Here is a 20,859-nt window from a genome sequence, read left to right on the forward strand (position 1 = left end):
AATTGCAAAATTGTTCCCGATATTTCCCCGAATCACCCAATGAATCCCACAAATATTGCATAGATCAGTGATGGTTTATTTCAGAGGTGTTCAGCTTGAACTGTTCGGCCACTGCGTTGGCCAGTTCAAACGCCAGCCCCTGATCCAGCCAGGCGGTTAATGTTTCCTTGTCGTCCGGGTGAATACTGCGCACCAGAAAGTTGTGGCTTGGTGCCACCTTGTTGGTGGGCAAAAACTCGTTCTGGAAAGCGTTGAATTCGGTCAGGCCGACGCTAAAGCGCAGATCGGTTTCGGCCACTGTCAGGGTGATGTCTTTTTTGCCGGTGGTTGCTGTTGCTGCCATGGTGTTGGTTTCCTGTGTTGTGTTGGGTTGCCCGATCAGTCGTTGCTGTCAGGGCTTGGGTGTAATGCCGTGCTGAATGCCGACAACCAGCAAACTGACCAGCCCGGTGATTACCAGGCCTATCAGTGTGCGCCTGGTGACGGTGCTGATTTGTTCGCTGGCCTTGCGTTGGCTGCGCACAAACGCCTGATCTTTTTGGGCTTCCAGGTGGTTTTCCACGTCGAAGCCCAGCCGTGTCAGGGCGGTGTTGGTGCCTTTTTCGGCGGCCCGCTCCATCAGGTCGGACAGCTCCGCCGGTGTCATTTCTGGCATTGTGCTTTCCCTATTCGTTGGCTTTTTTCAGGCCATCCGCTTGCAGCTGTTTGATGATGTCGTCCACGGTTTCTGTCACCAGCCGGTTGCTGGTCATGCTCTCCAGCTGGCGCAGGCCAGCGACTACAATCCGCGTGACCATACGTTCAATGATGATCTGCCAGCCTATGCGGCCAATCAGTGCGCTGATGGCATCCGCAAACAGTTTCCAGGTCAGGGTTCCCAGTAATTTTGTGATCATGCTGCGGTCCCCTATGCTGGCCCATAGACCGCCAGATAGGCGTCCAGGTAGTCAGCTTCGGTGGCCGCGCCCAGTTCGCTGTTCCAATGGCGTTTGGCATAACTGGCCAGCCCTGCCAGATCGTCGGCGTCTGGCAACGGTTCCGGTTTGCTGTACAGGTAAACGCGGGCCATACCAGCGGCCAGTACGCTGTCCGTAACCAGCCGTTGTGGCCCGTAGCCCAGCGGCATGGTTTTAAAGCGTCCGCTGCGGGTCAGATAGTCGATGCAAAACTGATATGTCGGCGGCTCCATCTGGAACAGTCCCAGCGCCGGGCCGCCTTTCTGGCGCACATATATAAAGGCGCCAGATTCGTGGGCAGCAATCATCAGCAGCAGGCGCACTGCTGCTTCGGTGTCTGGCAAGTGGTAGCGTGCCAGCGCCTGTTCGATAGTGGCGCGCACGGCCAGCGCGATGGCTTGAATGGATACGGCTGTCATGGTGGTGTCTCCGTTGTTAATGGCGGTTCTGCGGGCTGATTTACAGGCGCTCGAATTCGTCGGAATCGACGTAAGACACGCCGTTGATCAGCACAAAGTCCGGTGATGTCACGTCATACGGCAATGTGACGGTGCTCTTATCGCTGCTGTTAGGGTCGATGTTGAGCAGATCGGATACCCGCAACTTGCAGCCGTGGGCGTGTACATGCATGGCCTCTTGTGCCCGGCTGTTTTCGCCAATGGCGTAGGCGTCAATCGAGAATTCTGGAATACCACGCCATGAACCCGCCTCCGCTGCAGCAGCGGTCAACAGGTTGAAGTTGGCAATGTCCAGCGTGATTTCACCGGATGCGGCCACGTCGCCCGCCAGGGTGCCATCTGGTACGCCCTTGTTTTTGGCCACAGTGGTGTTGTCTTCAATGGACAGGGTGAAGCTCTCAACATGCAGCATGAAACCCATCAGGCGGATGTCGAAGGATTTACCGTTAATGCGGTTCATGGGGTTATGCCTCTACTCGGTTCAGGTCCAGCGTGATGTAGCCGGTCAGTTTTTTGGGGCTGTCTTTGGGGGCTACGGTGAAGGCCAGCACCACTTCTGTTGAGCTGTCCCAGGTGATCACCACGTCACCATCAACCGGTGGCTGTACCAGCCCGGCTACTGGTTCGCCGCCAATCACTTTGCCTTTAGCAGCGTCCTTGATTGGCTGGCTGTATTTCTGGACGTGGTAGGCGGTGGAACTGGCGCTGCGGTTCAGCGCCCGGTTGGCCACGTCGCCCACCATTAATGGGCGGATACGGCGGGCGGTGTAGTCCACCACGCGGCGGTTTTCATAAACCGAATAGTCCCCGGTCAGGTCGTCCAGGCTCATATGGTCGCACCAGTACATGCCAGTAAGGTCCGGGTACCAGTACGGCACAGAAAAGCGCGCCTCTGACAGCTCCTTGATGTGATCCAACTCCAGCGCAACACCATCGGCGTCTAAGGGAGCGTCTTGCAGGCCCAGTACGACACCGGTTTTTACCCGCATTGGGCTGTCGGCAATGCTGGCGGTCTCAGTGGTCAAGCGGCCAATCACGGCGCCCAGGTTGGTAGTGTGCAGCTGCGGTACCAGATGCACGCGGTCAAACAGCACGCCCGCGTTGATGGCCTTGGTGGCAGTGATGTAATCGGCCCATGTCTGACTGCCGTCGTTTCCAGCTACTGGTGCATGGATCGTAATCAACTTTGCCCAGGTGGCGGCGGCGTTATCAGCTGCCAGTTGCATGTCTTCCAGATCGTCGGTTCCCACTTCGTCAGTCAGCGCGACCAATTCAGGCTTGATGTTGTTGGGCTGTCCCAATGCCAGCTCCAGCGCAACGTCCCAATCGCTGAATGGTACGCCGATGTCACCGGTACCCAGTGCGCTGTACAGCGGTACAACATATGCGGTCCAGGTGCTGCCGACGTTGGCGCGGGCGGCTTCGATCTGGGTTTTCAGGTTGCTGTCTGCGGCGCCCAGGATGGCGTCCAGGTCGGTGGTTTTGCCGATGGTGTGCACGGCTCCGGCGTCTGTCACGGTGGCGGCGTCGTTGGCATTTTCCTGATTCAGACCAATAAACAACGGGCGTCGCTCTACGTCCGAATTGCCGCCCTGGTTCAGATTCTGCTGGATGATTGAAATACTGGGTGCTGGCATGTGCTCTGCTCCGGTTGTGTCTGTATCAGGCGGCGCGCCTGGTGTCGTTCAAAATGTCGTTGATGTACTGGCGTTTCAGCTCTACCACGTCGGCGCTGCTGAGGCCGAAAAACGGGCGGGCGGGTATTTCAATGTCCCAGGCTTTCACGGATGCCTTGCCGCGCAGAATGCGCAGAATCCGACTGGCTTGCCCCACAGTCATGGTTTCTGTGATGCGTTTGGCGCTGACCTTTCTGGTCTTGCTTTTCCCTGCTTTGGCCCCGCTCTTGTATTGGCCTGTTGGACGGCGGTACCCAGCGGCTATCAAGGCTTTTGCCTGTGCCAGCGTGGCCGGTGCTGAGTAGTCAGGTTCGCCCCTTCGCTTACCTTCGCGGGCTGCCTGCGAGGCGGTTTTGCGCTCGGTGTGGCCGTCTTGCTGGGCGCGGGCAATCTTCCCGGCTCTGTTGGACTGCCACGTCACTACCCCACGTTTTGGGCCTGTGAATGCTTTCAGGCGCTGCCCGGCTGTCAGCTTTCGCAATACCGGGTGGGTACCGCGCTTGCGTTTGGCCATTGGCTGGCCGCCCACGGTGTGCTGGGACTTGATATTGGCCTTGGCACTGGCAATCACCCGGCGCGCAGTGGTGCGGTGAAAGCGGGCGCGCTGGCGTGGCCCCGGCTGTAATGCCTTGAGCTGCTTTTTCAGTCGCTTGTCACCGGCCAGGTCGATGCGTAATGCCGTCATCAGATGGCCCCCTTGATAGCACCGCTGATGCTGAATTCCTCGGCCACGTCCATGGTGTGGGTGCCCAGTGTCCACTGCTCGCCCAGCGCGTTAATTTCTCCGGCTGGATCACGCGCCAGGTAAATTCCGTCGCGTACTTCCAGCGTCATTTCTACGTCTGCCAGTTTGCTGCTGGTGTTTGTTACCACGATGTCTGGTTCTGCCAGATCGGCGCGGTTATCCAGACCACCCACCCACTGGTGCAGCCAGATCAGTAGTGGTGCAGCACGGTCGGCATGCATGTTTTCGATGGCCAGCGCCAGCGAATAACGAAAATCCAGATAGTGCAGCCCTCGTTCGTCTTCCTTGTGGCTGCCACGCTCCAGGCGTCCGCGTTCCATGAACACGTCCACGCTCTGGTGGTTAATGCCCAGTGCGGCTTTGTGCTCCAGGATCATGGCGTGCAGGCTGTTGAGTGTTTGCATGTTTGACCTCTCAGATCAGCCAGACGCCGGTAGCGCTCTGGTTCTGAATCTCTGCCAGTGCTGCTGTGGCCTGGGCCTGATAGTGGTCTGCCAGGTCGGTGGCTTCGCGGGCGGCAGCCTCGGCATCTTCGCGGCGGCCGGTGCTGATGGACCGGCGAACCAGGTCTGCTTTTGCGGTGTTGTAGGCGGCGGCCAGATACAGCTGCGGCAGGATGTCGGCACCACCCAGCTGGTCGTCGGCCAAGGTGCTGAATCCGGCGGCGACCTGTTGCGATTGCCAGGTTGCCAGGCGGCGGTTGGTAGCAGCGGCGGCAATCATCAGGGCATTGCGGATCATGGCGTTATCCAGTGCCGCGTCGATGGCGTACTGGTCGCAAAAGGTGGTCATGTTCAGGGCAGGCCAAAACGCGGCGTTTGGGATGTCTGCCGGGTCGCGTTGCTGGGCTGGATCGGGTGCAAATGAACAGTTCATGCCTGCCTCGTTAAAATTAGGGAACGGCTAACCGGCTGGATCAGTCAGGCCTCTGCCCAAGCTGACGGCCCGCCGGGGCCGTTCGGTGGTGCGGGAGTCGTGCCCGGCCCCTGTTATTCAGTGGCCGGTTGTTCGGTGGTGGCGTCCGTGCCACTCGCGGCATTTCCCTTTTCGTCCATGTCGCTGTCGTCCGTGCTTTGGTCCTTCATTTCCGGCGCGTCTTGTGCCGGTGTGTCAGCGCCTTGGCGCTGGACGCTGGGCAGGGCTTTTCCCTGCTTTTCCAGTTCTTTTTTGGCCAGTGCCAGCTTGGTGCTGACCTTGGCCGGGTGTTTTGGCGTGCTCAATAAATCCGCCTTCAGCAGCAACGTATAAGCCCGTTCCCAGTCGCTGGCATCCAGTGCGATGTTGGCGGCGACCTTGTGGTATTTCATCAGCACCGGCTTGGGTACCGGCCAGTGTTCCAGCTTGGCAAATACCTGGCTGAATGCCGGTTCCGGGCTATGGCCCAGTTTGATTTGCTGCTCTGCCCACAAGCGCACGGCATCCGCAACAAACGTCGGCAGGTCGCGGTTGAAGCGTTGCGGCATTTTCTGACCCTGTTCCACTGCTGCGGTGGCCAGCTCCATGGTGGCCACGATGTCACCCGCCGGGTGCTGTTCTTCCAGCAGGTCAAAACCCCAGATCATGCACATAACCAGCGCCTGGTTGGCGTACACCTCGTCTGCGTCCAGGTACTTGCGCACGGATGGCATGTAACCCTTGAGCAGATCCGCTTTCAGGGCGGCACGCGCTGGCTGTGGCGTGTTGCTGATGCGGGCCAGATCGGCATCCAGATTCACATCGATAGCGGCCATGGTGGCGGCTACGTCGGCCAGTGGTTCTGGTGCGCGCTTTTCGGCAATGGCGGCACGGGCTGCTTCCGCTTGCTGCTGCTGGCGCACACGTTCCTGGTGGCGGCGGTATGGGGTGCTCATGGTGTTTGTTCCTGTTGTACTGGTTACTGGTTAAGGGGAATTCTTGTGGCCCCGTTACCGGGGCCGGTCAGAGTCAGGATTCCTTGAACACCACGTTGTCAGCGTTGACGGCAGCAATAGCGCTCAGGTCGCCGATGGCGTAGGCGTCGTTGTCGCTGATGTAGCTGGTGATCTGGTTGTAATCCGGTTCGTCGCGCTCGGTGCGGCGCATGCCGGATTTCTGGCTGATCAGCTGCAGGTTCTTCAGGTCAGTCACCATGACGCCCATGCCGGGGAACTTCGGCACTACGATGGATGGCAGCGTCCCGTAGGACTTGGACAGTCGAACCAGTTGCACCTGTTTTTCCGTTGGGGTTTGGCCATGGATTGCCAACACCTTGTTGATGTCATCCGCCACCAGGTCATGGCCAACAATTGCCACCTCGTTACCGGTGCGACGGTGCACCGGAATGCCGTTAAACACGTCGGCCACCATTTGATCGAGGTTTTTGTAATCACCGGCCGCACCAATGCTCACCTGGTCCGCGGTGGCACCGGATTGGGTCAGGTAGTTGCTGCTGTTTTCCGTGGCTAGCTTGTGCAGCCAGCCAATGTTCACGTCTTCCATCAGGGTGTTGGTGGCAATGTCGGATTCAGCCGCAACACTGGTGCCGTAAAAACCAATCGTCATCTTATCCAGGCCGATTGACTGCCAAACCGCTTGCATCAGGAACTGATAGAACTGGGGTTCACTGGCCCAGGTGTCCAGCAGTTCGTAGGGCACAGCCACGTCAAATTCGGTGAATGCCAGTTCCCAGTTGGTGCCATCCGGGCCACCCAATACGCGGCCTTTACGCGGGCCGTTGGCGGTGTTGGTGCGCTTTGCTCCGCCACCATTAACCGCGACGCTCAGGGCCTGGCCTTTGAGTTTGTCGGTGGTGCGCATGGTGATCAGGCTCAGGAATTCGATGCTTTCCTGAATGGCCTTGCGGATCTTGGTTTCGATGGGGGTTGAAATATCAAACGCTTTGGTTACGTCTGGCACGCCATAGGTGCGGGCCAGATCATTCAGGTGCTGGGTGTAAAGCTGTCGGGTGGCGTTTTGCATTGTGATTCCTTAATTCTGAATGAATGGCCCGGCGGTCAGTGTCTGGCTGTTAATAAACGTCGCGGGTGTCGTCGTTGCCGCCGGTGTGGTCCGGGGTGTTGGTGCCGCCCACCGGGGTTTGCTTCAGCGTGGCAAACTGGGTTTCCAGTTCGGTGGTTTTGCTTTCGATGCCTTCCAGCTTTTTCATAACGTCGCCCAGGCTGAATTGTTCACCTGCTGGCGGTGTGGCCGGTTCAGTTGGCGGCTGTTGGCCTTCGGCCGGTTTCAGCGCGGCCAGTGCGTTGGTGAATTGCTCGCCCTGGGCCTTGATGGCGTCGGTAATCTGGTTCAGTTGTTCCGGGGTCATGGTTTCGTCGTCCTGTGGTTCTGGCGTGTGGTTGGTGCCTTTGAAAAACGGAAGGTATTTTTTGAACCAGCCCGGTTCCTGGTCGTCTCGCCTGTCCAGGTGTAGGTCCAACGGGGTGGCGGTGCTGAACATGGCTGCCTTATTGGCGCTGAACTTCATTGCACTGGTGCCCAGGCTGGCTGGCTGATCGGTGACGGCCAGACCGGCCAGATAAGCGCGGCCGGTGTCGGCAAATTCGGGAATGATTTCCATGCTGAAAAACAGCTTCTGTCCAGTGCCGTTCATTTCCACCAGGCGGCGGTTGGGATTGATCCGGGCTTCCAGGGTCGTCTTGCCGTCTTTACTTTTTCCGGTGCGCACTTGCTGCACGGTGCCAAAGCTGCCGTACCATTCCAGCAGGTGGTCGGAGTTGATCACGGCGGTATATACGTCGAGGTCGTATTGTTCAGCCGCTGCGGTTAACCAATCTTCTGGAATATCACGCCCATCAATCGTGGCGCCTGCTGTTCCAATAACCAGCCAATCCGTTAAAAGCATTCACATATCCCCGCCATATCTCTGTTAATCGTTTTCGATATGGCAAGCCTAGCGATATAAACCCAGTATTTTGAGCGGCAAAAATTCGCGTTTTTTCTATTTTGTTTTATATAGGTCTTTATAAAATCATTACCCGCGTTTTTATTCATCCCGGCCCATACACTGCGGTTATTACCTGTTATTCACCGCTGCTTATTGGTGCCGTATGGCAAAACCCTATTCTGATGATATGAAAGCCCACTGCCGTGGTTTGTATTGCCGTGGCTGGCGTATCCCTGAAATATCGAAAGAAACCAAGATTCCACGGCGCACGCTGTATGACTGGGAAGAAAAATATAACTGGTCTGACCTGGTTCAGACCGATGACATTGAAGAAGCCTACAAGCGGCGGATTCTGGCGCTGTTGAATCGCTCTGATGATATGACGCCGACCCAGTTGAACGAGCTGGAAAGCCTGCAGGGTTCGCTGTTCAAGTATCAGAAACAACAGGGCCGCATTGCTGCTCAGGTACCGGATGGCCAGGCTGGCCCTATCCTTGAGGCTGCCCACCAGGTCCAGGTGCGCTTGCCGCTTGAAGCTCTTGAAAAACAGCCGCCACCGTCCACCGATGACACTGAAAGAAATCCGCGCAAAGGCCGCCGCCTGAAAAATGATTTTCGTGGCATTGGCCGTGATGAAGTGCTGGGCCATTTTCGTGAAGGCATGTTTGGTTATCAGCTGGATGAATTCGACAAGGTTCTGGCGGATAAAAACAACAAGCTGCGGCGCCGGTTTTATCTGAAGTCCAGGCAGATCGGCTGGACATTCTACTGCGCCCGCGAGGCGTTCGCGCTGGCGCTTATTGAAGGCCGAAACAAAGCATTTCTGTCAGCCAGTAAATCCCAGTCGCGGCTGTTCAAGCGGTACATTCTGGCGTTTGCCATGCAGTGGTTTGGCGTTGAGATAAAGGGCGGTGATGAGGTCACGATTCAAACCGACCACGGCCCGGTGACGTTCTGGTTTTTAAGCACCAATAGCAACACGGCTCAGGGTCCGTCGGGTGATGTGTATCTGGATGAGGTGTTCTGGATTCGGGATTTTGAGAAGCTGGAAAAACTGGCCGGGGCAATTGCCTCTCACAAACACTACCGCAAAACCTATTTCAGCACGCCGTCTACCCAGTCGCATGATGCCTATCAGATTTGGAGCGGTGCGCGCTATCTGAAGAAGCGCGAAAAAGATCCCACCCTGCCTGACTTTGTGATGCCAGATGCCAAATCGCTGCGCCGTGGTGTGGCAGCCAATGATGGCTTCTATCGCAAAGTAATCAGCATTCACGATGCCATGGCCGGTGGCTGTGATCTGTTCGACCTGCACGATCTGATGCTGGAGAACGACGACGAGTCATTCAAGCAGCTCTATGAGTGCCACTTTATCGACGATAAAAACAGCGCCTTTGTGCTGGATCAGCTGCTGCGCTGTGCGGCCAATGATTCGCGCTGGCCCGGGTATAAGCCCGACGATGTTCGCCCGTATGGTGAACGGCCTGTAGTGATCGGATACGACCCCAGCCGATCACGCGATAGCGCTGAAGTTGTGGTGCTTGCTGTACCGCTGAAGAAGGGTGGCAAATTCACGCTATTGAAGCGTGTCACCATGCTGAATGAAAACTGGGCGTTCCAGGCACGCACGGTGAAAGAGCTTATTGACCAGTTCAATACCGTGTTTGTGGCCATTGATGTGACTGGCCCAGGCTCTGGTGTATTCGAGGCGGTGCAGGAACATTACCCGGCGGCGGTACCGCTGCACTATTCGGTGGAGGTTAAAAACCGGCTGGTGCTGAAAGCCCAGTCAATGATCAAAGACAACCGGGTGCAGTGGGATGGCGAACACGCCGACATTCCCATGGCCTTTATGGCGATTAAACGCCAGGCCACCGCCAACGGGATTACCTACGTGGCCAGCCGCGACAAGAACATAGGCCACGCCGATGTGGCCTGGGCAATTATGCACGCCCTGCAATACGAACCCCTGACTTCTACCGATGGCAGCCGCCGACAAACTACCTGCGCACTGAGTGAGGCCGCTTGATGACTTCTGACGCTACCGCTACACCAAACACCAGCCAACACACCACTAGTACTGAAAACGCGCCAGAAACTGCGGCAGGCTCTATCAGTGATGGCGTGATTGCCTTCACCTTTGGCGACCCCGAGCCGATTATCAACGGGCTGGAAGATATTCTGGGCGTGTATTACTACGACAACGGCCAGTATTACACGCCACCGATAAGCCCCGGCGGGCTGGATAAACTCGGCCGCGCCAATGCGCACCACCGCCGCTGTATCAATTTTAAAGTGCAGCAAGCTGCTATCTGTTTTAAGCCAGACGCCAGCGCCATGAAATTGGGCGAGTTTATCAAGGTGATGCGCGACCTGGAGACATTCGGCTACTGCTTCGCCCAGGTTGTTCGCAACCGCTTTGGCCAGGTGCTGGCATTAACGCACTTGCCCGCGCTGAATATGCGCCGTGGCCGTAATGGCCGGTTTTTTCTGCTGCGTTATGATGGGCTGGACACGATTGAATTCCAGCCCGGTGAAGTGGTTATGGCGCTGCACTACGACACCGGCCAGGGCATTTACGGGGTGCCGCCCTGGATCGGCGCCTTGCATGATGTGTTTTTAAACAGTGATGCCACACTGTTCCGCCGTCGCTATTACAAAAACGGCTCGCACATGGGCTACATCCTGTACACCAATAGCGCCAACATGGACAAAGACCTGGAAGAAAAAATCAAAACGGCAGTGGCTAACAGCAAGGGACCGGGTAACTTCCGTTCGATGTATCTGAACATTCCCGGCGGAGATAAAGAGGCCGTGAAACTTATCCCTGTTGGTGATATTGGTCAGAAGGATGATTTCGAGAAAATCAAGAATATCAGCAAACAGGATATTCTTATTGCGCACGGTATGCAGCCTGCGCTGGCTGGGATGGCGCCGGAGAATACCGGCGGTTTTGGTGATATCGATAAGATTCAGCGGTTTTACCGCCAGAACGAAACCCGCGCCCACGTTCAGCCGTTCCAGGATATTAACGACCAGCTTGGCTTTATAGCCTTTGATTTTGACTTTAATGCCGGTGTTGACACCACCCAATAAAGGACGCGACCCCGCATGAATGCTGAATTTCTTACCAAATACGGTTATGATTTGTCGGACGACACCAGTACAATTCCCGCCCGCCAAATCGAACAGGTTTCTGATATGCGAATCAAATGCCCAAGCTGCCAGAAGGCCATGACTGTTTATAGCCGTGCGTCAGTTACTGATACCGTGAATACGGTGTATGCGCGTTGCCAGAACCATGAATGTGACCATGCTGGCGAATCGGCCACGTTTGATATTTGCTTCGGCCACTGGATCAGTGCCAAAGCGGCGGCGGCACAAATGACATTATCCCACCTGTTTGACCAGTTGCCCGCGGATGAACGTCGGGCACTGGTTGCTGATTTGTCAGCCCGCGTCTAACTTCCTCCGTTCGTTCCCTCCAAGCTGCTGGTAATGTGATCCAGCAGCCAGAAAAAACTATTCAATCGTCTTTATCATCGCTTAGCATTACTTCTCGAATAGCTTTCCCAACTCTGGTTGTTGATAATAATTCCTCCAACCCTTCTATTAATGATTCCTTATCCTGGTATGACTTCGTTATTTCACCAATTGATATTTTGCACGGATATCCATCATCCGATATTTTAAACTCTGCCAATTCCTTTTCTGTACCAACTTCATCATTAAATGCACTCAAGAAAGTTGTGTTTATATATCTAGAACCAATACCTTGTGATATAATCACCTGAAACATATCCTTTTCCTTTGTGCCTTGCGTTATTCCAATAGAAACTGTTCCGGTAGTAGCTTCCTTAATCTGCCGGTTCAAGTCATCCAGAACTGCGTGAATTTCTTTAATATTTTCAGCAGCCTTATCAGCTTTTGAAAGCCCAATATCAAGAAATGATTTAAAGTCAGCCATTACATATCCCTCTTAATTCTTACCGATAAAGGCATGTGATCAAATTTATGTTTAGAGCTTAAAACTACGTCAGTCATTGCCGGAATATCCATTATAAGAGTCGAGCCATCACAATAGATCCAATCACCATTTTGAAGAAAGGCTTTTGAAAAGATAACCTGATCAAACACATGCCACCTAGTTAACGCACCGCTTTTGTAGTAATAGCTACCCATAACCCTTTCATAATGAGGTAAATCTGACATTATCCTCCAATATGGATTGTATAGCAGTTCATCTCTCTTCAAGACTAGCTCTCGATCCCTAGTTGCCATCAAACCATCAAAGATACATGCCGAAAATGGATCATCATTATAGTCCCCCATCAAAATAACATACGGGGTACCATCTTTTGAGTTTTTAAAAACATCATGAGCCTCCACTTGCAAGTTCATAGCATATTCATATCTATCATTACCATTTTCACCGCCCCTTATTTTTGATGGCCAATGAGATGCAAATATAACTAAAGGAACTTCAAAGCCACAAACTTTTATAGCAATTTTTTGAGCTATTTTCTTGGTTCTATTATTCTTAACATAAACAACATTCTCAAAAGCAAAATCATCTACCTTGCTGACATTGATTATATACATCAAATCAAAATTCGTTTGGCCAACTTTATTCACCCCAGAAACGAACCGATATCCATCAAATTTACAAACCGAACAGATATAATCATATGCATCATCATTTATCTCACACAGAGCTATAAAGTCTGCGCATTGATCTTTGATAAAATATTCAATCGTACGACATACAAATGCATATTCATCTTCTGATGGCTCAGTACTGGCCGCTGGACTTAGCGCTGTATTCCACCAGACCAATTTCAATTCATCCATGCTTTACGCACTCCACACTTACTACCAAGCTCGATGAAAACTGAATCTTCGATCAATTCCAAATGCTACACAACCCATCAGCCAATCGCGGCACACAAGAAACCACTAAGCATAGCCTGAAACTCTGCTCTCTAATCCAAAAAACGTCTTGTTACTGGCCAATCCGCCGTGCCACTATGACTCATTATTAAACCAATGGTCGAGAGTAACATGCCGCGTCATCACTACCAGCTCACATACTCCATAAGCCCCATAAACGATCAACGCCAAGCGGAAGCTCAAAAGGCAAGACGAGCAATCAAAGAATCCTCCCGGTTCACTAAGATCGAACACCTAGAAACAGTTGTTGTTGGTACATTGCTCTTGGAGGAGGAGAGTCAAAGTGATCGGAGACGGGAAGCACAAAAAGATATAACAAATCTCATCAGGGGTATGCTGATCAATGCAGAAGTCCTTCAGTATGTCTATGTCCACTGCAGTCTGATGGTTGATGGCCTTGGCAAGCACATGACCTTCGATTTTTAAACAAAAGCCCGGCAACCGCCGGGCTTTTTTGTGTTGTATCACACCCTCTGTTCTACCAGATCCAACAGGAACAACAGGCCCAATACGTCGCTATCCGTTAGCAGCAGGTCTTGCCCTGGTGCCTTACTTGCCATCAGGTTTTTAAATAATCCAATCAACGCGGTAGCGATCTCTGTTTGCAGGTTCATAAAATGACCCTCGTTGTTAATGTTTCGCCAAACTACCGCGCTGATGGTTCCCCTGTCGCTAGACGAACTCGTCATTTTGATGGTGCTTGCGGTTCCGCTTCTTCCACGATTGCCGTCAGAATCTGCTGCTGTTGCTACAACTCTCTCTGATCTGTTTTTGACTAGCAGGTTTTGTTCATCGCCTTATTTCTGCACCGGTTATACCCGCCAAAGCGGCGGCGGCACAAATGACGTTATCCCACTTGTTTGACCAATTGCCTGCTGATGAGCGACGGGTGCTGGTTGCTGATTTGTCGGCTCGCTGCTAAGTCCCTTCAATCCCTCCTTCCATGCTGCTAGTGATGTGATCCAGCAGCCGGAAACACTAGGCGGCAGAAAGGGTCAAACTATCTCCTATCCAGCAAGAAATACCATATTGCTACTGGCCCTGCTGCTGTGTAATTCTGGCTCATTATTAAGCCAATGATCGAGAGTAACATGCCGTACCGTCACTACCAGCTCACATACTCCATAAGCCCCAAAAACGCTCAATGCCAGGCAGAAGCTCAAAAGGCAAGACGAGCAATCAAAGAATCCTCCCAGTTCACTAACGTCGACCACCTTGAAACAGTTGTTGTTGGTGAATTGTACTTGGCCCGCGATAGTCAATATGGTCAGAAACGGGAAGCACAAGAAGATATAGAAAATTTCATCACGGGTATCCTGAATGATGCCGAAGTCTTCAAGTACGTCCATGTCCACTGCAGTCTGATGGTTGATGGTCTGGGTGAACACCTGCAGTTCACCGTTAAAGACGATTCTTAAACCTCCGAACTGATCTGTTGAAAGCCCGGCCATTGCCGGGCTTTTTGTTTATTAACGGTTAGCCAGCACCTGACGGCCGATGTAGGCGGCGGTCAGTATGCGTTCATGGAGTTCATGCCGGGCTGGTGACTGTAGCGAGATTAACGCCGGTTGCAGTTGGGCGCGCCAGATTCGGTCTATCTCGGTGGCGTGGCTGGCCAGGCATACCAGGTTCTGTTGGCTGACGGCTCGCTGTTGTAGCTGTCGCTCCATGTCATCAAAGGCGTTGATGTAGGCCTCTCTGATTCGTTCTGCTTTTTTGCCGGTGAATCCCATCACCATGAAGAAAAACCCGTTTCGGGTGAGTTCATACATGGGGCGGCGCTCGCCTTTGCTGTCCAAATATTCAACGCCCGCAAAATTGCGGGCGTTGAATTCAGGGCTGCAATTAATGCTACGAATCCGGCGCAGGACGTCGTCGTGACGTTTTCCAAACGCTTCAGCGATCTTAAGACTGGTTGTGGTAAGTTCGCCGTGTTGGGTGGTGACGGCTTGGGGTGGCAGGACTTGCTGCCAATTTTGAGTTGTCATGCTGGATATCCTCGGATGATAAAAAGGTTATCCGCTCCATGTCGCCAAACATGGAGAGCGGAACCGTGCGGGTTGGCGAACCGGTCATCCAAGAGAACCCCGGCCAGCCCGAAGGCTGCCCACACGGCCCGCCCATAACTCAGGCGTAGCAGTGCACAGACACAAAAAAACCGCTGGAGGGCGGCTGGTGTCTCCAAGGATGATTTCGGGTCGCCAAACCCGGCCCCGGATTTTGCCGGGACTGAATCAGGGTAGGTCGTTCGGTCATTGGGTGTCAACTCCTGTGGTTAGGCCCGCCAGATCGGCGGGCGGTTGGTGTTGCTTATCAGACGCCCAGTTGTTTTAGCAGTTTGTTCACTGCTTCTGGCTGCATACCAGACTTGGCTTCTGTCATGGTGCAGCGTGTGGCCGGGTCGAACACCTGACGAATATTCAGGCGCGTTCCCTGTTTCCCTTGCTCGGTGGTGTATGCCTCTGCCTGCAATACAAAACCCAGTCGAACGCCTGTCAATTCGTTGGCAATGGTGCATTGCTGGCCTTTGTCGTCTACGCCTGCCACCCAGTTAAAGCCCTTCAGCCCTGCCAGCCACAGCAGTGCATCCAGAAGTGCTGCCTGCCAGGTGCGCGAACCGTCACCCTTTTGAAAATACAGGTTCAGGTAATTAGCCTGCTGGCCGTCGTCTGTTTCGGTGTGGAACTCCAGCCCTTCAGAACGGTGGCCGGTGGCTGCTTTCACGTACTGGGCGCGCTTGATGGTCAGGACGTATGCGCCGCTCATGTCGATGAACGGCATTTCCCCTGCTCGCTCTGCATTGGCTTCGTTCATGTTGTAGGCAAAGCCTGCCTGGTTGCTGTATCCCATTCCCATGCTTGCCGGTTGTTGTCCGTGGTCGGTGTGCTGCGGTGCATGGTGTGGCTGGCGCTGCTGCTGGTTATGCTGGGTGCCCATAGTGGTTTGTTGGTATCCGTTCATTTTCGTGGTGCTCGCTTCAGGTTGATATTGGTTCGGCCATTCGGGTGTTTGTTAAGCCCGTGGTTTTTGCGGTACTGGCTGGCCGGTATCTGTTCGATCTGTCCACCGGCGGCCATAAAGGCTGCGGTGGCTGCATTCATGGCGGCTCGTTCCACCGCTCTTGTTTGTGGTGTCAGTCGGTCGCGGCTCATTACACTGCCTCCAGTTGGTTAAGCACCTGGTACGGTTTACCAGGTGCTGGTTGTTGGATGATTCCCTGCTGCTCCAGCGCATGGCAGGCACGGCGGTATTTGGTGTTACTGATGGCCAGCTGCTCTTGTGCCTGGCGGCGGGTTGGTACGGTGCCTGTGGTGCGGATGTGCTGGCGCAATCTGCGCACGGCTTCCTGATCTCCCAGCGGTTCTGGTGTTGGTTCTGGTGTTGGTTCTGGTGTTCGTGTTGGTGCTTTGGTGTGGTCTGGTACTTGTGGCGGTTCGTTTTTAACTGGTGGCAATACTGGGTTTGGCTCTTGAACTTCGACTGGCTTGGCTACCAGCAGCAGTACCGCCAGCAGTGGCACCAGGTCGGTCAGTAGTGCAATGCCAAACCAAAGCAGGCCGCGGCGGTCACCCAGTGCCGCACCTGCTATGGTTGCCTGACTTGTCATGGCCGGTGCAGCGCCCTTTACGCTGTCGGCGGTGGTTTGTAGCTGGGCGATTTGTGCAGCGGCACGGGCGCTGATCTGGTTGGCTTCGCGGGTCAGTTCACCGGCGCGCCAGTGATTGCCCCGGCTGCGTTCGGCGGCGGCTGTGGCCAGCAGATCGGCGGCGCTGGCCTGGTCCTGTTCGATTTGGCCCAGCATCAGTTTGGTGTTGGTGTCTGGTTCGGTTGGTTGCTGGTCTTGTACCCGGTGCTGGTAGGCGGCCTCGAACCATGACGCGGTACCAGCCACGCTGATGGCCAGCAGTACCGCGCAGGTGAAACCGCTGGCAGCGGCCAGCCATGGCTGTTGGTGCCAGCGGTCGGCGGCCTGTGCGGCCAGTGCAAACTGGGCAACCACAAACAGCCCGCCCAGTGTTCCCAGTACCATGGTGGTGGCAGCCAGCCAGTTGCCTGGCTCTGGTGCAAATGATGCGAACAGCTGAACTTCTGCCCAGGCACTCATGGCCACTGCCACGGCAATGATGGCTTTCAGTGTGATGATGTTCATTGGTTGGCCTCCTTAGATATTTGTCTCGTTAGTGGAACAATTCGGCTTGCTGGCCGCGTTTGGTGGTGGCTCTTTTCTGGTCTGTTTCGACTGGCACCGGTGGCCCCGAACAGTTATTGACACCAGTCCAAGGCGGCGCTGTCGCGCCTTTAACAGCTGCTCGCGCTGCGCGCTGCGCTTCGGCCTTCGCTGCGCGTGCGGCCCTCTCCGCCTTGCGGCGTTCGCGGATGGCTTCGGCTTCTGATCGGGTGGCGTTGGGTATGCGTACCCATGTTTTAAAGCGGGTCTGAATGAACATTTCAGAACCGGCCAGGATGGCGTGAATACCGTGTTCTCTTTCGACCAGCTCGCCATAGGCGTTCTGAATAAACTTGGTGTCGGTGTAGTTGTATTCGTGGGTGATGATTTCGCCGCTGGTTTCGTCCACCTGTTCTTCAATGGCGGTCATAGCTTCTTCGGCGGTTTTGACGATGCGCCACAAACTGATCTTTCCGTTTTCTGCGCAGTATCGGCAGTACCATGCCCAGGCTTCTGCGGCGCTCTCTTGTGTCAGGCGCTCCACTTCTTCCACGGCGGTTCTGACCAGTGGCGGTAATTGGGCTATTTCATCAGCTGGCTGACGCGCCAGGCGGCGCAGTTCGCGCCATCCGGATACCTTCGGTCCGCCTACTTGCTGGAATTGTCTGATGCCGTTGCGGCTTGCCCAGACCACTACGGATTCGGCGGATGATTCCGCCGGTGTGCCGTATTCGTCGGCATCGATGTGTTCGCCGTCCACGTTTTTGCTGATGTATTTGGCCATGTACCCGGCCAGTGAATAGCTTTTTCCGGTCTTTGGATTGATGCCGGTTTTCATTTTTTCGACGACAAAGCGGTGCTCTACGGCGCCCCGTTCATTGCCGTCCACCTTCATGGCCTGTGCATAAAAGGCGTTCAGCAAGTCTTGTGCATCGTCCGGGTGGATGTGCAAGGCAAGGTGCCAGTGTGGCGTGCCATCGTGGTGTGGTTCAGCTACACGGAAACCAAAATAGCGCCAGTCGTGGCGGCAAGCCTTGGCGCGGAATTTATTCCATACGTCACAGAGGTAATCTTGTGCCTGACGGGCGGTGTAGCCTTTGAAGTTCGGGTTTCGATAACTGCCCTTAAAGCCACGCTGGTTGTGGGCGTGGTACTTGCTCGGGGTCGTCAGGGTGATTGCATAGCCTTCGTAACCCAGTTCCTGTGCCCAGATATCGAAACCGGCCAGGCGCACCATGAGTTCTGTTTTGCGAATGGATGGGTTGGCGTTGGATACAGCGGCCAGATCGGCCAGAGTGAACTGTTCACCGTCGTCATTTTCCAGCACGGTGTAGTCCATCATTTCCAGGTTGGCTTGCTTACGGCGGCGGTATTCGCGGCGGCCAAAGTCGCTGCAATAGATTGACCTGGCCTTGTTTACAAATCCCAGATCACGGGTTATCCCTTCAATCCTGCGGGCGGATACGCTGCGGGTTTTACGGCGCCACCAGGCTTGATCCTGCAGTCGCATCAGGAGCGCACGACACTTTGCTGGTATGTCTGCCAGCTTTGATTCCATGCGCTCTAATTTTCTGCGCTGGCTGGCCATGGCCAGTTCCATTTTGCGGGTTTTCAATGCCGCTACCCGGTGTGACCAGCGCATGGTTTCCACCCGATTCAGCCATTTGATCAGGATGTTTTCTGCGGCTGTGATCTCGGCTGCCAGCTGATTGCACTGGGCTGACATATCTGAAATCAGGTCCAGTTCTTCCACCGGCTTGGTATCCAGCCCGTGATACGCCAGGACCGGTACCACGTTAACGGCGCTTTCTGGCATCCGGCCATTGCCCAGCATCCAGGCGCGCAACTCTGTGATGCACTTTTCAGCTTGTGCCTTGGCGTAGTCATTAACCAGCTCGTCGTTGTCTGATTGATCGACGCGGAAATCTCCGAACTTGAACTGTTTAATGATTGCGTCCAGGCGTTGGTTGGCGGCGCGGATGCCGCCGGTTTTGGCGGCTTTAACGACTCGTTTCCAGTCGTGCATCAGTGGGACTTCAAATGCTGGGTACAGGGCGGCTACGCCTTCAGCCTGCTCAAGCCAGTAGGGTTTTGGCTTTGGCGCTATGGCTGACACCAGCGCCAGCGGGTTGGCGTTGCCGTCGCTCATGCGGCCCGCCCGCCTTGTTTGGCGTTCAGGTCAGTTTCACCGGCGGCGAAACGCTGAAGCCGGGCGGCGCTTATGGCGGCTCGGCGGTCGATTTCGTCTTGGATTTTCCAGTAGGTGGCCAGCAGGTGTTCCGCCTGTTGGGATTTTTTCAGGTGGTCGGCGGTGCCTGCTGGTTGGTCGTCGGCAATCGCTTTTACCGCGGTGTGCATCTCGGCCAGTACCTGGGCGATTGTTTCCAGGTCGCCGCCGTCCAGCTCCAGCGGTGCGATGCTGGCCATTTCTGGCAACGGTGCCGGTGCTGGCTGTTTGACGGGTGTTGGCATTTCATCGACCAGCATTTCCTGCCAGCCGTCCTGCGCGCAGGCTGGGCAGTAAACCAGATTGGTGTCAGGCGGTAGTGTGTATTCGCGTTTGCAGCCATGGCAAAACAGCAGCTGATAGGCCATCAGAATTGGCCCCGCTGCTGTGCAAGAAAGGCGCTGATCTGTTCGGCGGCAACATCGGTGATGTCCCACAGGTGAATGTCACCGAAATACAGCCAATTCATGGATGGCATTTCGTTCACCGTGACGGCTGACGGATCGGCAAACGCCTGCAAGTTGTTGCCCATGATCAGCGTCAGTTTGTTCAGGCGGCTGTCTGCGGATTTGGTCAGGCGCCAGTGATTACCACCGGCGCTGAATTCCACCTTTTCAATGGATGTGGCCATTGCTGATCCCTCAAGCTGCGTGCAGGGTCTGCCAGCTGATGCCGGCGTCTTCCAGTGCGGTTTTCAGGTAGGTGATCAGGTTGTCTGCCTGTCTCTGATCGATTGGCCCCAGCTGCAGCGGGCCAATATTGGCGATGAACTGAGCGCCCAGGGTCTCCAGTGATACGTCCACCGGGTCGGCTGGCAGGTACAGGTCTGGCCCAATGGCCTCTACTGCCACTGCTCGGCCTGTCACGGTGCGCACATTGACGCGGTAGGTGCCGCCGTTGTTGGTTGTAATAGTGATCATGCGGCCACCCCCAGCTTGCTGGCTGGCTTTGACTTACGGCGGAATTTGCTTTTTGCCATCAGGGCGGCGGCCTGTTGCTTCAGCTCAATGGCGGCGAGAAGCTGCGGATTCTGCTGGATGATCCAGGCTTCAATGTCTGACTCCAGCCAGACCTTTTTGCCAGCAATGTACAGCGGCTGTGGTGCGCGGTTGGCTTCCACTTCGCGCTTCCAGTGGGAGACGCTGCATCCGGCGGCTTTGGCGGCCTCGGTCTGGTTCAGCTTTGCAGCTGCGAGGATTGGGGATTGTGGGGTGGTCATGGATTAACGACCTCCATGCCGGTGGACTTTTCATAGGCATGCACGTCGGCTGGCGTCCAGTAACCCGCGTTTTTTTCAATGGCCTGCAACCCTGTAATACGGCGCGGAAATTTGCGGCTGCGAACAATCTTTTCGACTTCAGCCGGTGTCTTGTTCCAGCGAATGCACAGATAGCTGTAGCCCACACGGTTTTTGCGGGTGTACATGTATTCGATGGATTTCAGCAGCTCGGTGTCAGCGGCCAGGTGGTGTTTTGGTGGTTGCGTGAATGCGCTCATGCTGCACCTCCCGCTGGCTTGATGTTGTTGGCTTCTTCGTGCTGCTCGATCACGCTTAAAAGCCAGAACAGCATCGTTCCCATGCGTTCCCGTTTTGGGATCAGCCCTTTCTTTTCCCAGTTCAGAATTGTCTGGTGATGAACGCCCCAGCGTTTTGCCAGCTGGTTGGCGCTAATTCTCGTTTCCGGCTTCCCTCTCATGGTGGTTCCCCGTTTAGATGTTTCTAATTTTGGGAATCGTGATAATGTTTCTATTGTCGATAGAATTTACAATATTCCCGTTTACGCGAATTACTCTATTCGGGAATTCAGAAGGAGTCA

General features: G+C 54.8%; 30 protein-coding genes. 4 read left to right on the forward strand and 26 right to left on the reverse strand.

The window, feature by feature from the left end:
* Positions 1-64 precede the first annotated feature (64 nt).
* From K6123_RS18480 to K6123_RS18535, 12 genes are all read right to left on the reverse strand, one after another.
* Positions 65-343 (reverse strand): putative phage tail assembly chaperone, encoded by a 279-nt coding sequence (locus K6123_RS18480; protein ID WP_221800516.1) that lies wholly within the window; start codon positions 341-343, stop codon positions 65-67.
* A 48-nt stretch (positions 344-391) separates the two neighbouring features.
* Positions 392-655 (reverse strand): hypothetical protein, encoded by a 264-nt coding sequence (locus K6123_RS18485; protein WP_221800518.1) that lies wholly within the window; start codon positions 653-655, stop codon positions 392-394.
* A gap of 10 nt (positions 656-665) precedes the next feature.
* The gene (locus K6123_RS18490) at positions 666-896 is read right to left on the reverse strand and encodes a hypothetical protein (protein ID WP_221800520.1); all 231 of its coding nucleotides are present in this window, start codon (positions 894-896) and stop codon (positions 666-668) included.
* An 11-nt stretch (positions 897-907) separates the two neighbouring features.
* Complete coding sequence (locus K6123_RS18495) at positions 908-1,375, reverse strand: hypothetical protein (protein WP_221800522.1); 468 nt, start codon at positions 1,373-1,375, stop codon at positions 908-910.
* 40 nt (positions 1,376-1,415) lie between these two features.
* Positions 1,416-1,874 carry a phage protein gene (locus K6123_RS18500; protein ID WP_221800525.1) on the reverse strand — a complete coding sequence of 153 codons (459 nt, stop codon included), beginning with the start codon at positions 1,872-1,874 and terminating at the stop codon, positions 1,416-1,418.
* Between the two features lie 4 nt (positions 1,875-1,878).
* The gene (locus K6123_RS18505; RefSeq protein WP_221800527.1) at positions 1,879-3,051 is read right to left on the reverse strand and encodes a DUF2586 domain-containing protein; all 1,173 of its coding nucleotides are present in this window, start codon (positions 3,049-3,051) and stop codon (positions 1,879-1,881) included.
* Between the two features lie 25 nt (positions 3,052-3,076).
* Positions 3,077-3,775: a hypothetical protein gene (locus K6123_RS18510; RefSeq protein WP_221800529.1), complete on the reverse strand. Its 699-nt coding sequence runs from the start codon at positions 3,773-3,775 to the stop codon at positions 3,077-3,079.
* Positions 3,775-4,239, reverse strand: coding sequence for a phage tail protein (locus tag K6123_RS18515; RefSeq protein ID WP_221800531.1), 465 nt, complete (start codon positions 4,237-4,239; stop codon positions 3,775-3,777). The genes K6123_RS18510 and K6123_RS18515 overlap by 1 nt, the downstream gene beginning before the upstream one ends.
* A 10-nt stretch (positions 4,240-4,249) precedes the next feature.
* A complete protein-coding gene (locus K6123_RS18520) occupies positions 4,250-4,711 on the reverse strand; it encodes a head completion/stabilization protein (protein WP_221800532.1) in 462 nt (153 codons plus the stop codon).
* 113 nt (positions 4,712-4,824) lie between these two features.
* A complete protein-coding gene (gpM, locus tag K6123_RS18525; protein ID WP_221800533.1) occupies positions 4,825-5,685 on the reverse strand; it encodes a phage terminase small subunit in 861 nt (286 codons plus the stop codon).
* A 73-nt stretch (positions 5,686-5,758) separates the two neighbouring features.
* Positions 5,759-6,772, reverse strand: a complete 1,014-nt coding sequence (locus tag K6123_RS18530; protein WP_221800534.1) for a phage major capsid protein, P2 family — start codon at positions 6,770-6,772, stop codon at positions 5,759-5,761.
* Between the two features lie 49 nt (positions 6,773-6,821).
* On the reverse strand, positions 6,822-7,655 hold the full coding sequence (locus K6123_RS18535) for a GPO family capsid scaffolding protein (protein ID WP_221800535.1): 834 nt from the start codon (positions 7,653-7,655) through the stop codon (positions 6,822-6,824).
* Between the two features lie 205 nt (positions 7,656-7,860).
* On the opposite strand from K6123_RS18535, the gene K6123_RS18540 reads away from it, so the two are divergent.
* The 3 genes from K6123_RS18540 (at position 7,861) to K6123_RS18550 (ending at position 11,162) form a co-directional block, all read left to right on the forward strand.
* On the forward strand, positions 7,861-9,726 hold the full coding sequence (locus tag K6123_RS18540; RefSeq protein WP_221800536.1) for a terminase large subunit domain-containing protein: 1,866 nt from the start codon (positions 7,861-7,863) through the stop codon (positions 9,724-9,726).
* Between the two features lie 95 nt (positions 9,727-9,821).
* Positions 9,822-10,793 (forward strand): phage portal protein, encoded by a 972-nt coding sequence (locus tag K6123_RS18545; RefSeq protein ID WP_221800537.1) that lies wholly within the window; start codon positions 9,822-9,824, stop codon positions 10,791-10,793.
* A 15-nt stretch (positions 10,794-10,808) separates the two neighbouring features.
* Positions 10,809-11,162, forward strand: a complete 354-nt coding sequence (locus K6123_RS18550; protein WP_221800538.1) for a hypothetical protein — start codon at positions 10,809-10,811, stop codon at positions 11,160-11,162.
* 61 nt (positions 11,163-11,223) lie between these two features.
* Here K6123_RS18550 and K6123_RS18555 read toward each other — a convergent pair whose 3' ends face one another.
* From K6123_RS18555 to K6123_RS18565, 3 genes are all read right to left on the reverse strand, one after another.
* Complete coding sequence (locus K6123_RS18555) at positions 11,224-11,664, reverse strand: hypothetical protein (protein WP_221800539.1); 441 nt, start codon at positions 11,662-11,664, stop codon at positions 11,224-11,226.
* On the reverse strand, positions 11,664-12,548 hold the full coding sequence (locus tag K6123_RS18560) for an endonuclease/exonuclease/phosphatase family protein (RefSeq protein WP_221800540.1): 885 nt from the start codon (positions 12,546-12,548) through the stop codon (positions 11,664-11,666). The genes K6123_RS18555 and K6123_RS18560 overlap by 1 nt, the downstream gene beginning before the upstream one ends.
* Positions 12,549-13,111: 563 nt before the next feature.
* Entirely contained in the window at positions 13,112-13,261 is a 150-nt protein-coding gene (locus K6123_RS18565) for a hypothetical protein (protein WP_221800541.1), read from the reverse strand.
* Between the two features lie 477 nt (positions 13,262-13,738).
* Between K6123_RS18565 and K6123_RS18570 the strand changes: the two genes are divergently transcribed.
* Positions 13,739-14,065, forward strand: coding sequence for a hypothetical protein (locus K6123_RS18570; RefSeq protein WP_221800542.1), 327 nt, complete (start codon positions 13,739-13,741; stop codon positions 14,063-14,065).
* Between the two features lie 51 nt (positions 14,066-14,116).
* On the opposite strand, the gene K6123_RS18575 is transcribed toward K6123_RS18570, so the two are convergent.
* The 11 genes from K6123_RS18575 to K6123_RS18625 all read right to left on the reverse strand — a co-directional run bounded on the left by K6123_RS18575 (position 14,117) and on the right by K6123_RS18625 (position 20,739).
* On the reverse strand, positions 14,117-14,635 hold the full coding sequence (locus K6123_RS18575; RefSeq protein ID WP_221800543.1) for a Rha family transcriptional regulator: 519 nt from the start codon (positions 14,633-14,635) through the stop codon (positions 14,117-14,119).
* A gap of 325 nt (positions 14,636-14,960) precedes the next feature.
* The gene (locus tag K6123_RS18580) at positions 14,961-15,608 is read right to left on the reverse strand and encodes a hypothetical protein (RefSeq protein WP_221800544.1); all 648 of its coding nucleotides are present in this window, start codon (positions 15,606-15,608) and stop codon (positions 14,961-14,963) included.
* On the reverse strand, positions 15,605-15,799 hold the full coding sequence (locus K6123_RS18585; RefSeq protein ID WP_221800545.1) for a hypothetical protein: 195 nt from the start codon (positions 15,797-15,799) through the stop codon (positions 15,605-15,607). Before K6123_RS18585 ends, K6123_RS18580 begins: the two co-directional genes overlap by 4 nt.
* On the reverse strand, positions 15,799-16,797 hold the full coding sequence (locus K6123_RS18590) for a hypothetical protein (RefSeq protein ID WP_221800546.1): 999 nt from the start codon (positions 16,795-16,797) through the stop codon (positions 15,799-15,801). Before K6123_RS18590 ends, K6123_RS18585 begins: the two co-directional genes overlap by 1 nt.
* Positions 16,798-16,825: 28 nt before the next feature.
* On the reverse strand, positions 16,826-18,964 hold the full coding sequence (locus tag K6123_RS18595; RefSeq protein ID WP_221800547.1) for a replication endonuclease: 2,139 nt from the start codon (positions 18,962-18,964) through the stop codon (positions 16,826-16,828).
* Positions 18,961-19,410, reverse strand: coding sequence for a hypothetical protein (locus tag K6123_RS18600; RefSeq protein WP_221800548.1), 450 nt, complete (start codon positions 19,408-19,410; stop codon positions 18,961-18,963). Before K6123_RS18600 ends, K6123_RS18595 begins: the two co-directional genes overlap by 4 nt.
* Complete coding sequence (locus K6123_RS18605; protein WP_221800549.1) at positions 19,410-19,673, reverse strand: hypothetical protein; 264 nt, start codon at positions 19,671-19,673, stop codon at positions 19,410-19,412. Before K6123_RS18605 ends, K6123_RS18600 begins: the two co-directional genes overlap by 1 nt.
* Before the next feature lie 10 nt (positions 19,674-19,683).
* Positions 19,684-19,962 (reverse strand): hypothetical protein, encoded by a 279-nt coding sequence (locus tag K6123_RS18610; protein ID WP_221800550.1) that lies wholly within the window; start codon positions 19,960-19,962, stop codon positions 19,684-19,686.
* On the reverse strand, positions 19,959-20,261 hold the full coding sequence (locus K6123_RS18615) for a helix-turn-helix transcriptional regulator (protein ID WP_221800551.1): 303 nt from the start codon (positions 20,259-20,261) through the stop codon (positions 19,959-19,961). Before K6123_RS18615 ends, K6123_RS18610 begins: the two co-directional genes overlap by 4 nt.
* Entirely contained in the window at positions 20,258-20,539 is a 282-nt protein-coding gene (locus K6123_RS18620; protein ID WP_221800552.1) for a hypothetical protein, read from the reverse strand. Before K6123_RS18620 ends, K6123_RS18615 begins: the two co-directional genes overlap by 4 nt.
* Positions 20,536-20,739, reverse strand: coding sequence for a helix-turn-helix transcriptional regulator (locus K6123_RS18625; RefSeq protein WP_221800553.1), 204 nt, complete (start codon positions 20,737-20,739; stop codon positions 20,536-20,538). The genes K6123_RS18620 and K6123_RS18625 overlap by 4 nt, the downstream gene beginning before the upstream one ends.
* Positions 20,740-20,859 lie beyond the last annotated feature (120 nt).

Source organism: Oceanobacter mangrovi, from assembly GCF_019740315.1.
GTDB classification, from domain to species: Bacteria; Pseudomonadota; Gammaproteobacteria; order Pseudomonadales; family Oceanobacteraceae; genus Oceanobacter; species Oceanobacter mangrovi.

Coding starts and splice junctions, on each gene's coding strand:
- K6123_RS18495 (WP_221800522.1), bottom strand. CDS start 1,375: ATGACAGCCGTATCCATTCAAGCCATCGCGCTGGCCGTGCGCGCCACT.
- K6123_RS18590 (WP_221800546.1), bottom strand. CDS start 16,797: ATGAACATCATCACACTGAAAGCCATCATTGCCGTGGCAGTGGCCATG.
- K6123_RS18515 (WP_221800531.1), bottom strand. CDS start 4,239: ATGCAAACACTCAACAGCCTGCACGCCATGATCCTGGAGCACAAAGCC.
- K6123_RS18540 (WP_221800536.1), top strand. CDS start 7,861: ATGGCAAAACCCTATTCTGATGATATGAAAGCCCACTGCCGTGGTTTG.
- K6123_RS18520 (WP_221800532.1), bottom strand. CDS start 4,711: ATGAACTGTTCATTTGCACCCGATCCAGCCCAGCAACGCGACCCGGCA.
- K6123_RS18585 (WP_221800545.1), bottom strand. CDS start 15,799: ATGAGCCGCGACCGACTGACACCACAAACAAGAGCGGTGGAACGAGCC.
- K6123_RS18570 (WP_221800542.1), top strand. CDS start 13,739: ATGCCGTACCGTCACTACCAGCTCACATACTCCATAAGCCCCAAAAAC.
- K6123_RS18500 (WP_221800525.1), bottom strand. CDS start 1,874: ATGAACCGCATTAACGGTAAATCCTTCGACATCCGCCTGATGGGTTTC.
- K6123_RS18555 (WP_221800539.1), bottom strand. CDS start 11,664: ATGGCTGACTTTAAATCATTTCTTGATATTGGGCTTTCAAAAGCTGAT.
- K6123_RS18620 (WP_221800552.1), bottom strand. CDS start 20,539: ATGAGCGCATTCACGCAACCACCAAAACACCACCTGGCCGCTGACACC.
- K6123_RS18535 (WP_221800535.1), bottom strand. CDS start 7,655: ATGCTTTTAACGGATTGGCTGGTTATTGGAACAGCAGGCGCCACGATT.
- K6123_RS18600 (WP_221800548.1), bottom strand. CDS start 19,410: ATGGCCTATCAGCTGCTGTTTTGCCATGGCTGCAAACGCGAATACACA.
- K6123_RS18550 (WP_221800538.1), top strand. CDS start 10,809: ATGAATGCTGAATTTCTTACCAAATACGGTTATGATTTGTCGGACGAC.
- K6123_RS18505 (WP_221800527.1), bottom strand. CDS start 3,051: ATGCCAGCACCCAGTATTTCAATCATCCAGCAGAATCTGAACCAGGGC.
- K6123_RS18615 (WP_221800551.1), bottom strand. CDS start 20,261: ATGACCACCCCACAATCCCCAATCCTCGCAGCTGCAAAGCTGAACCAG.
- K6123_RS18560 (WP_221800540.1), bottom strand. CDS start 12,548: ATGGATGAATTGAAATTGGTCTGGTGGAATACAGCGCTAAGTCCAGCG.
- K6123_RS18575 (WP_221800543.1), bottom strand. CDS start 14,635: ATGACAACTCAAAATTGGCAGCAAGTCCTGCCACCCCAAGCCGTCACC.
- K6123_RS18510 (WP_221800529.1), bottom strand. CDS start 3,775: ATGACGGCATTACGCATCGACCTGGCCGGTGACAAGCGACTGAAAAAG.
- K6123_RS18530 (WP_221800534.1), bottom strand. CDS start 6,772: ATGCAAAACGCCACCCGACAGCTTTACACCCAGCACCTGAATGATCTG.
- K6123_RS18595 (WP_221800547.1), bottom strand. CDS start 18,964: ATGAGCGACGGCAACGCCAACCCGCTGGCGCTGGTGTCAGCCATAGCG.
- K6123_RS18480 (WP_221800516.1), bottom strand. CDS start 343: ATGGCAGCAACAGCAACCACCGGCAAAAAAGACATCACCCTGACAGTG.
- K6123_RS18580 (WP_221800544.1), bottom strand. CDS start 15,608: ATGAACGGATACCAACAAACCACTATGGGCACCCAGCATAACCAGCAG.
- K6123_RS18605 (WP_221800549.1), bottom strand. CDS start 19,673: ATGGCCACATCCATTGAAAAGGTGGAATTCAGCGCCGGTGGTAATCAC.
- K6123_RS18565 (WP_221800541.1), bottom strand. CDS start 13,261: ATGAACCTGCAAACAGAGATCGCTACCGCGTTGATTGGATTATTTAAA.
- K6123_RS18610 (WP_221800550.1), bottom strand. CDS start 19,962: ATGATCACTATTACAACCAACAACGGCGGCACCTACCGCGTCAATGTG.
- K6123_RS18490 (WP_221800520.1), bottom strand. CDS start 896: ATGATCACAAAATTACTGGGAACCCTGACCTGGAAACTGTTTGCGGAT.
- K6123_RS18485 (WP_221800518.1), bottom strand. CDS start 655: ATGCCAGAAATGACACCGGCGGAGCTGTCCGACCTGATGGAGCGGGCC.
- K6123_RS18625 (WP_221800553.1), bottom strand. CDS start 20,739: ATGAGAGGGAAGCCGGAAACGAGAATTAGCGCCAACCAGCTGGCAAAA.
- gpM (WP_221800533.1), bottom strand. CDS start 5,685: ATGAGCACCCCATACCGCCGCCACCAGGAACGTGTGCGCCAGCAGCAG.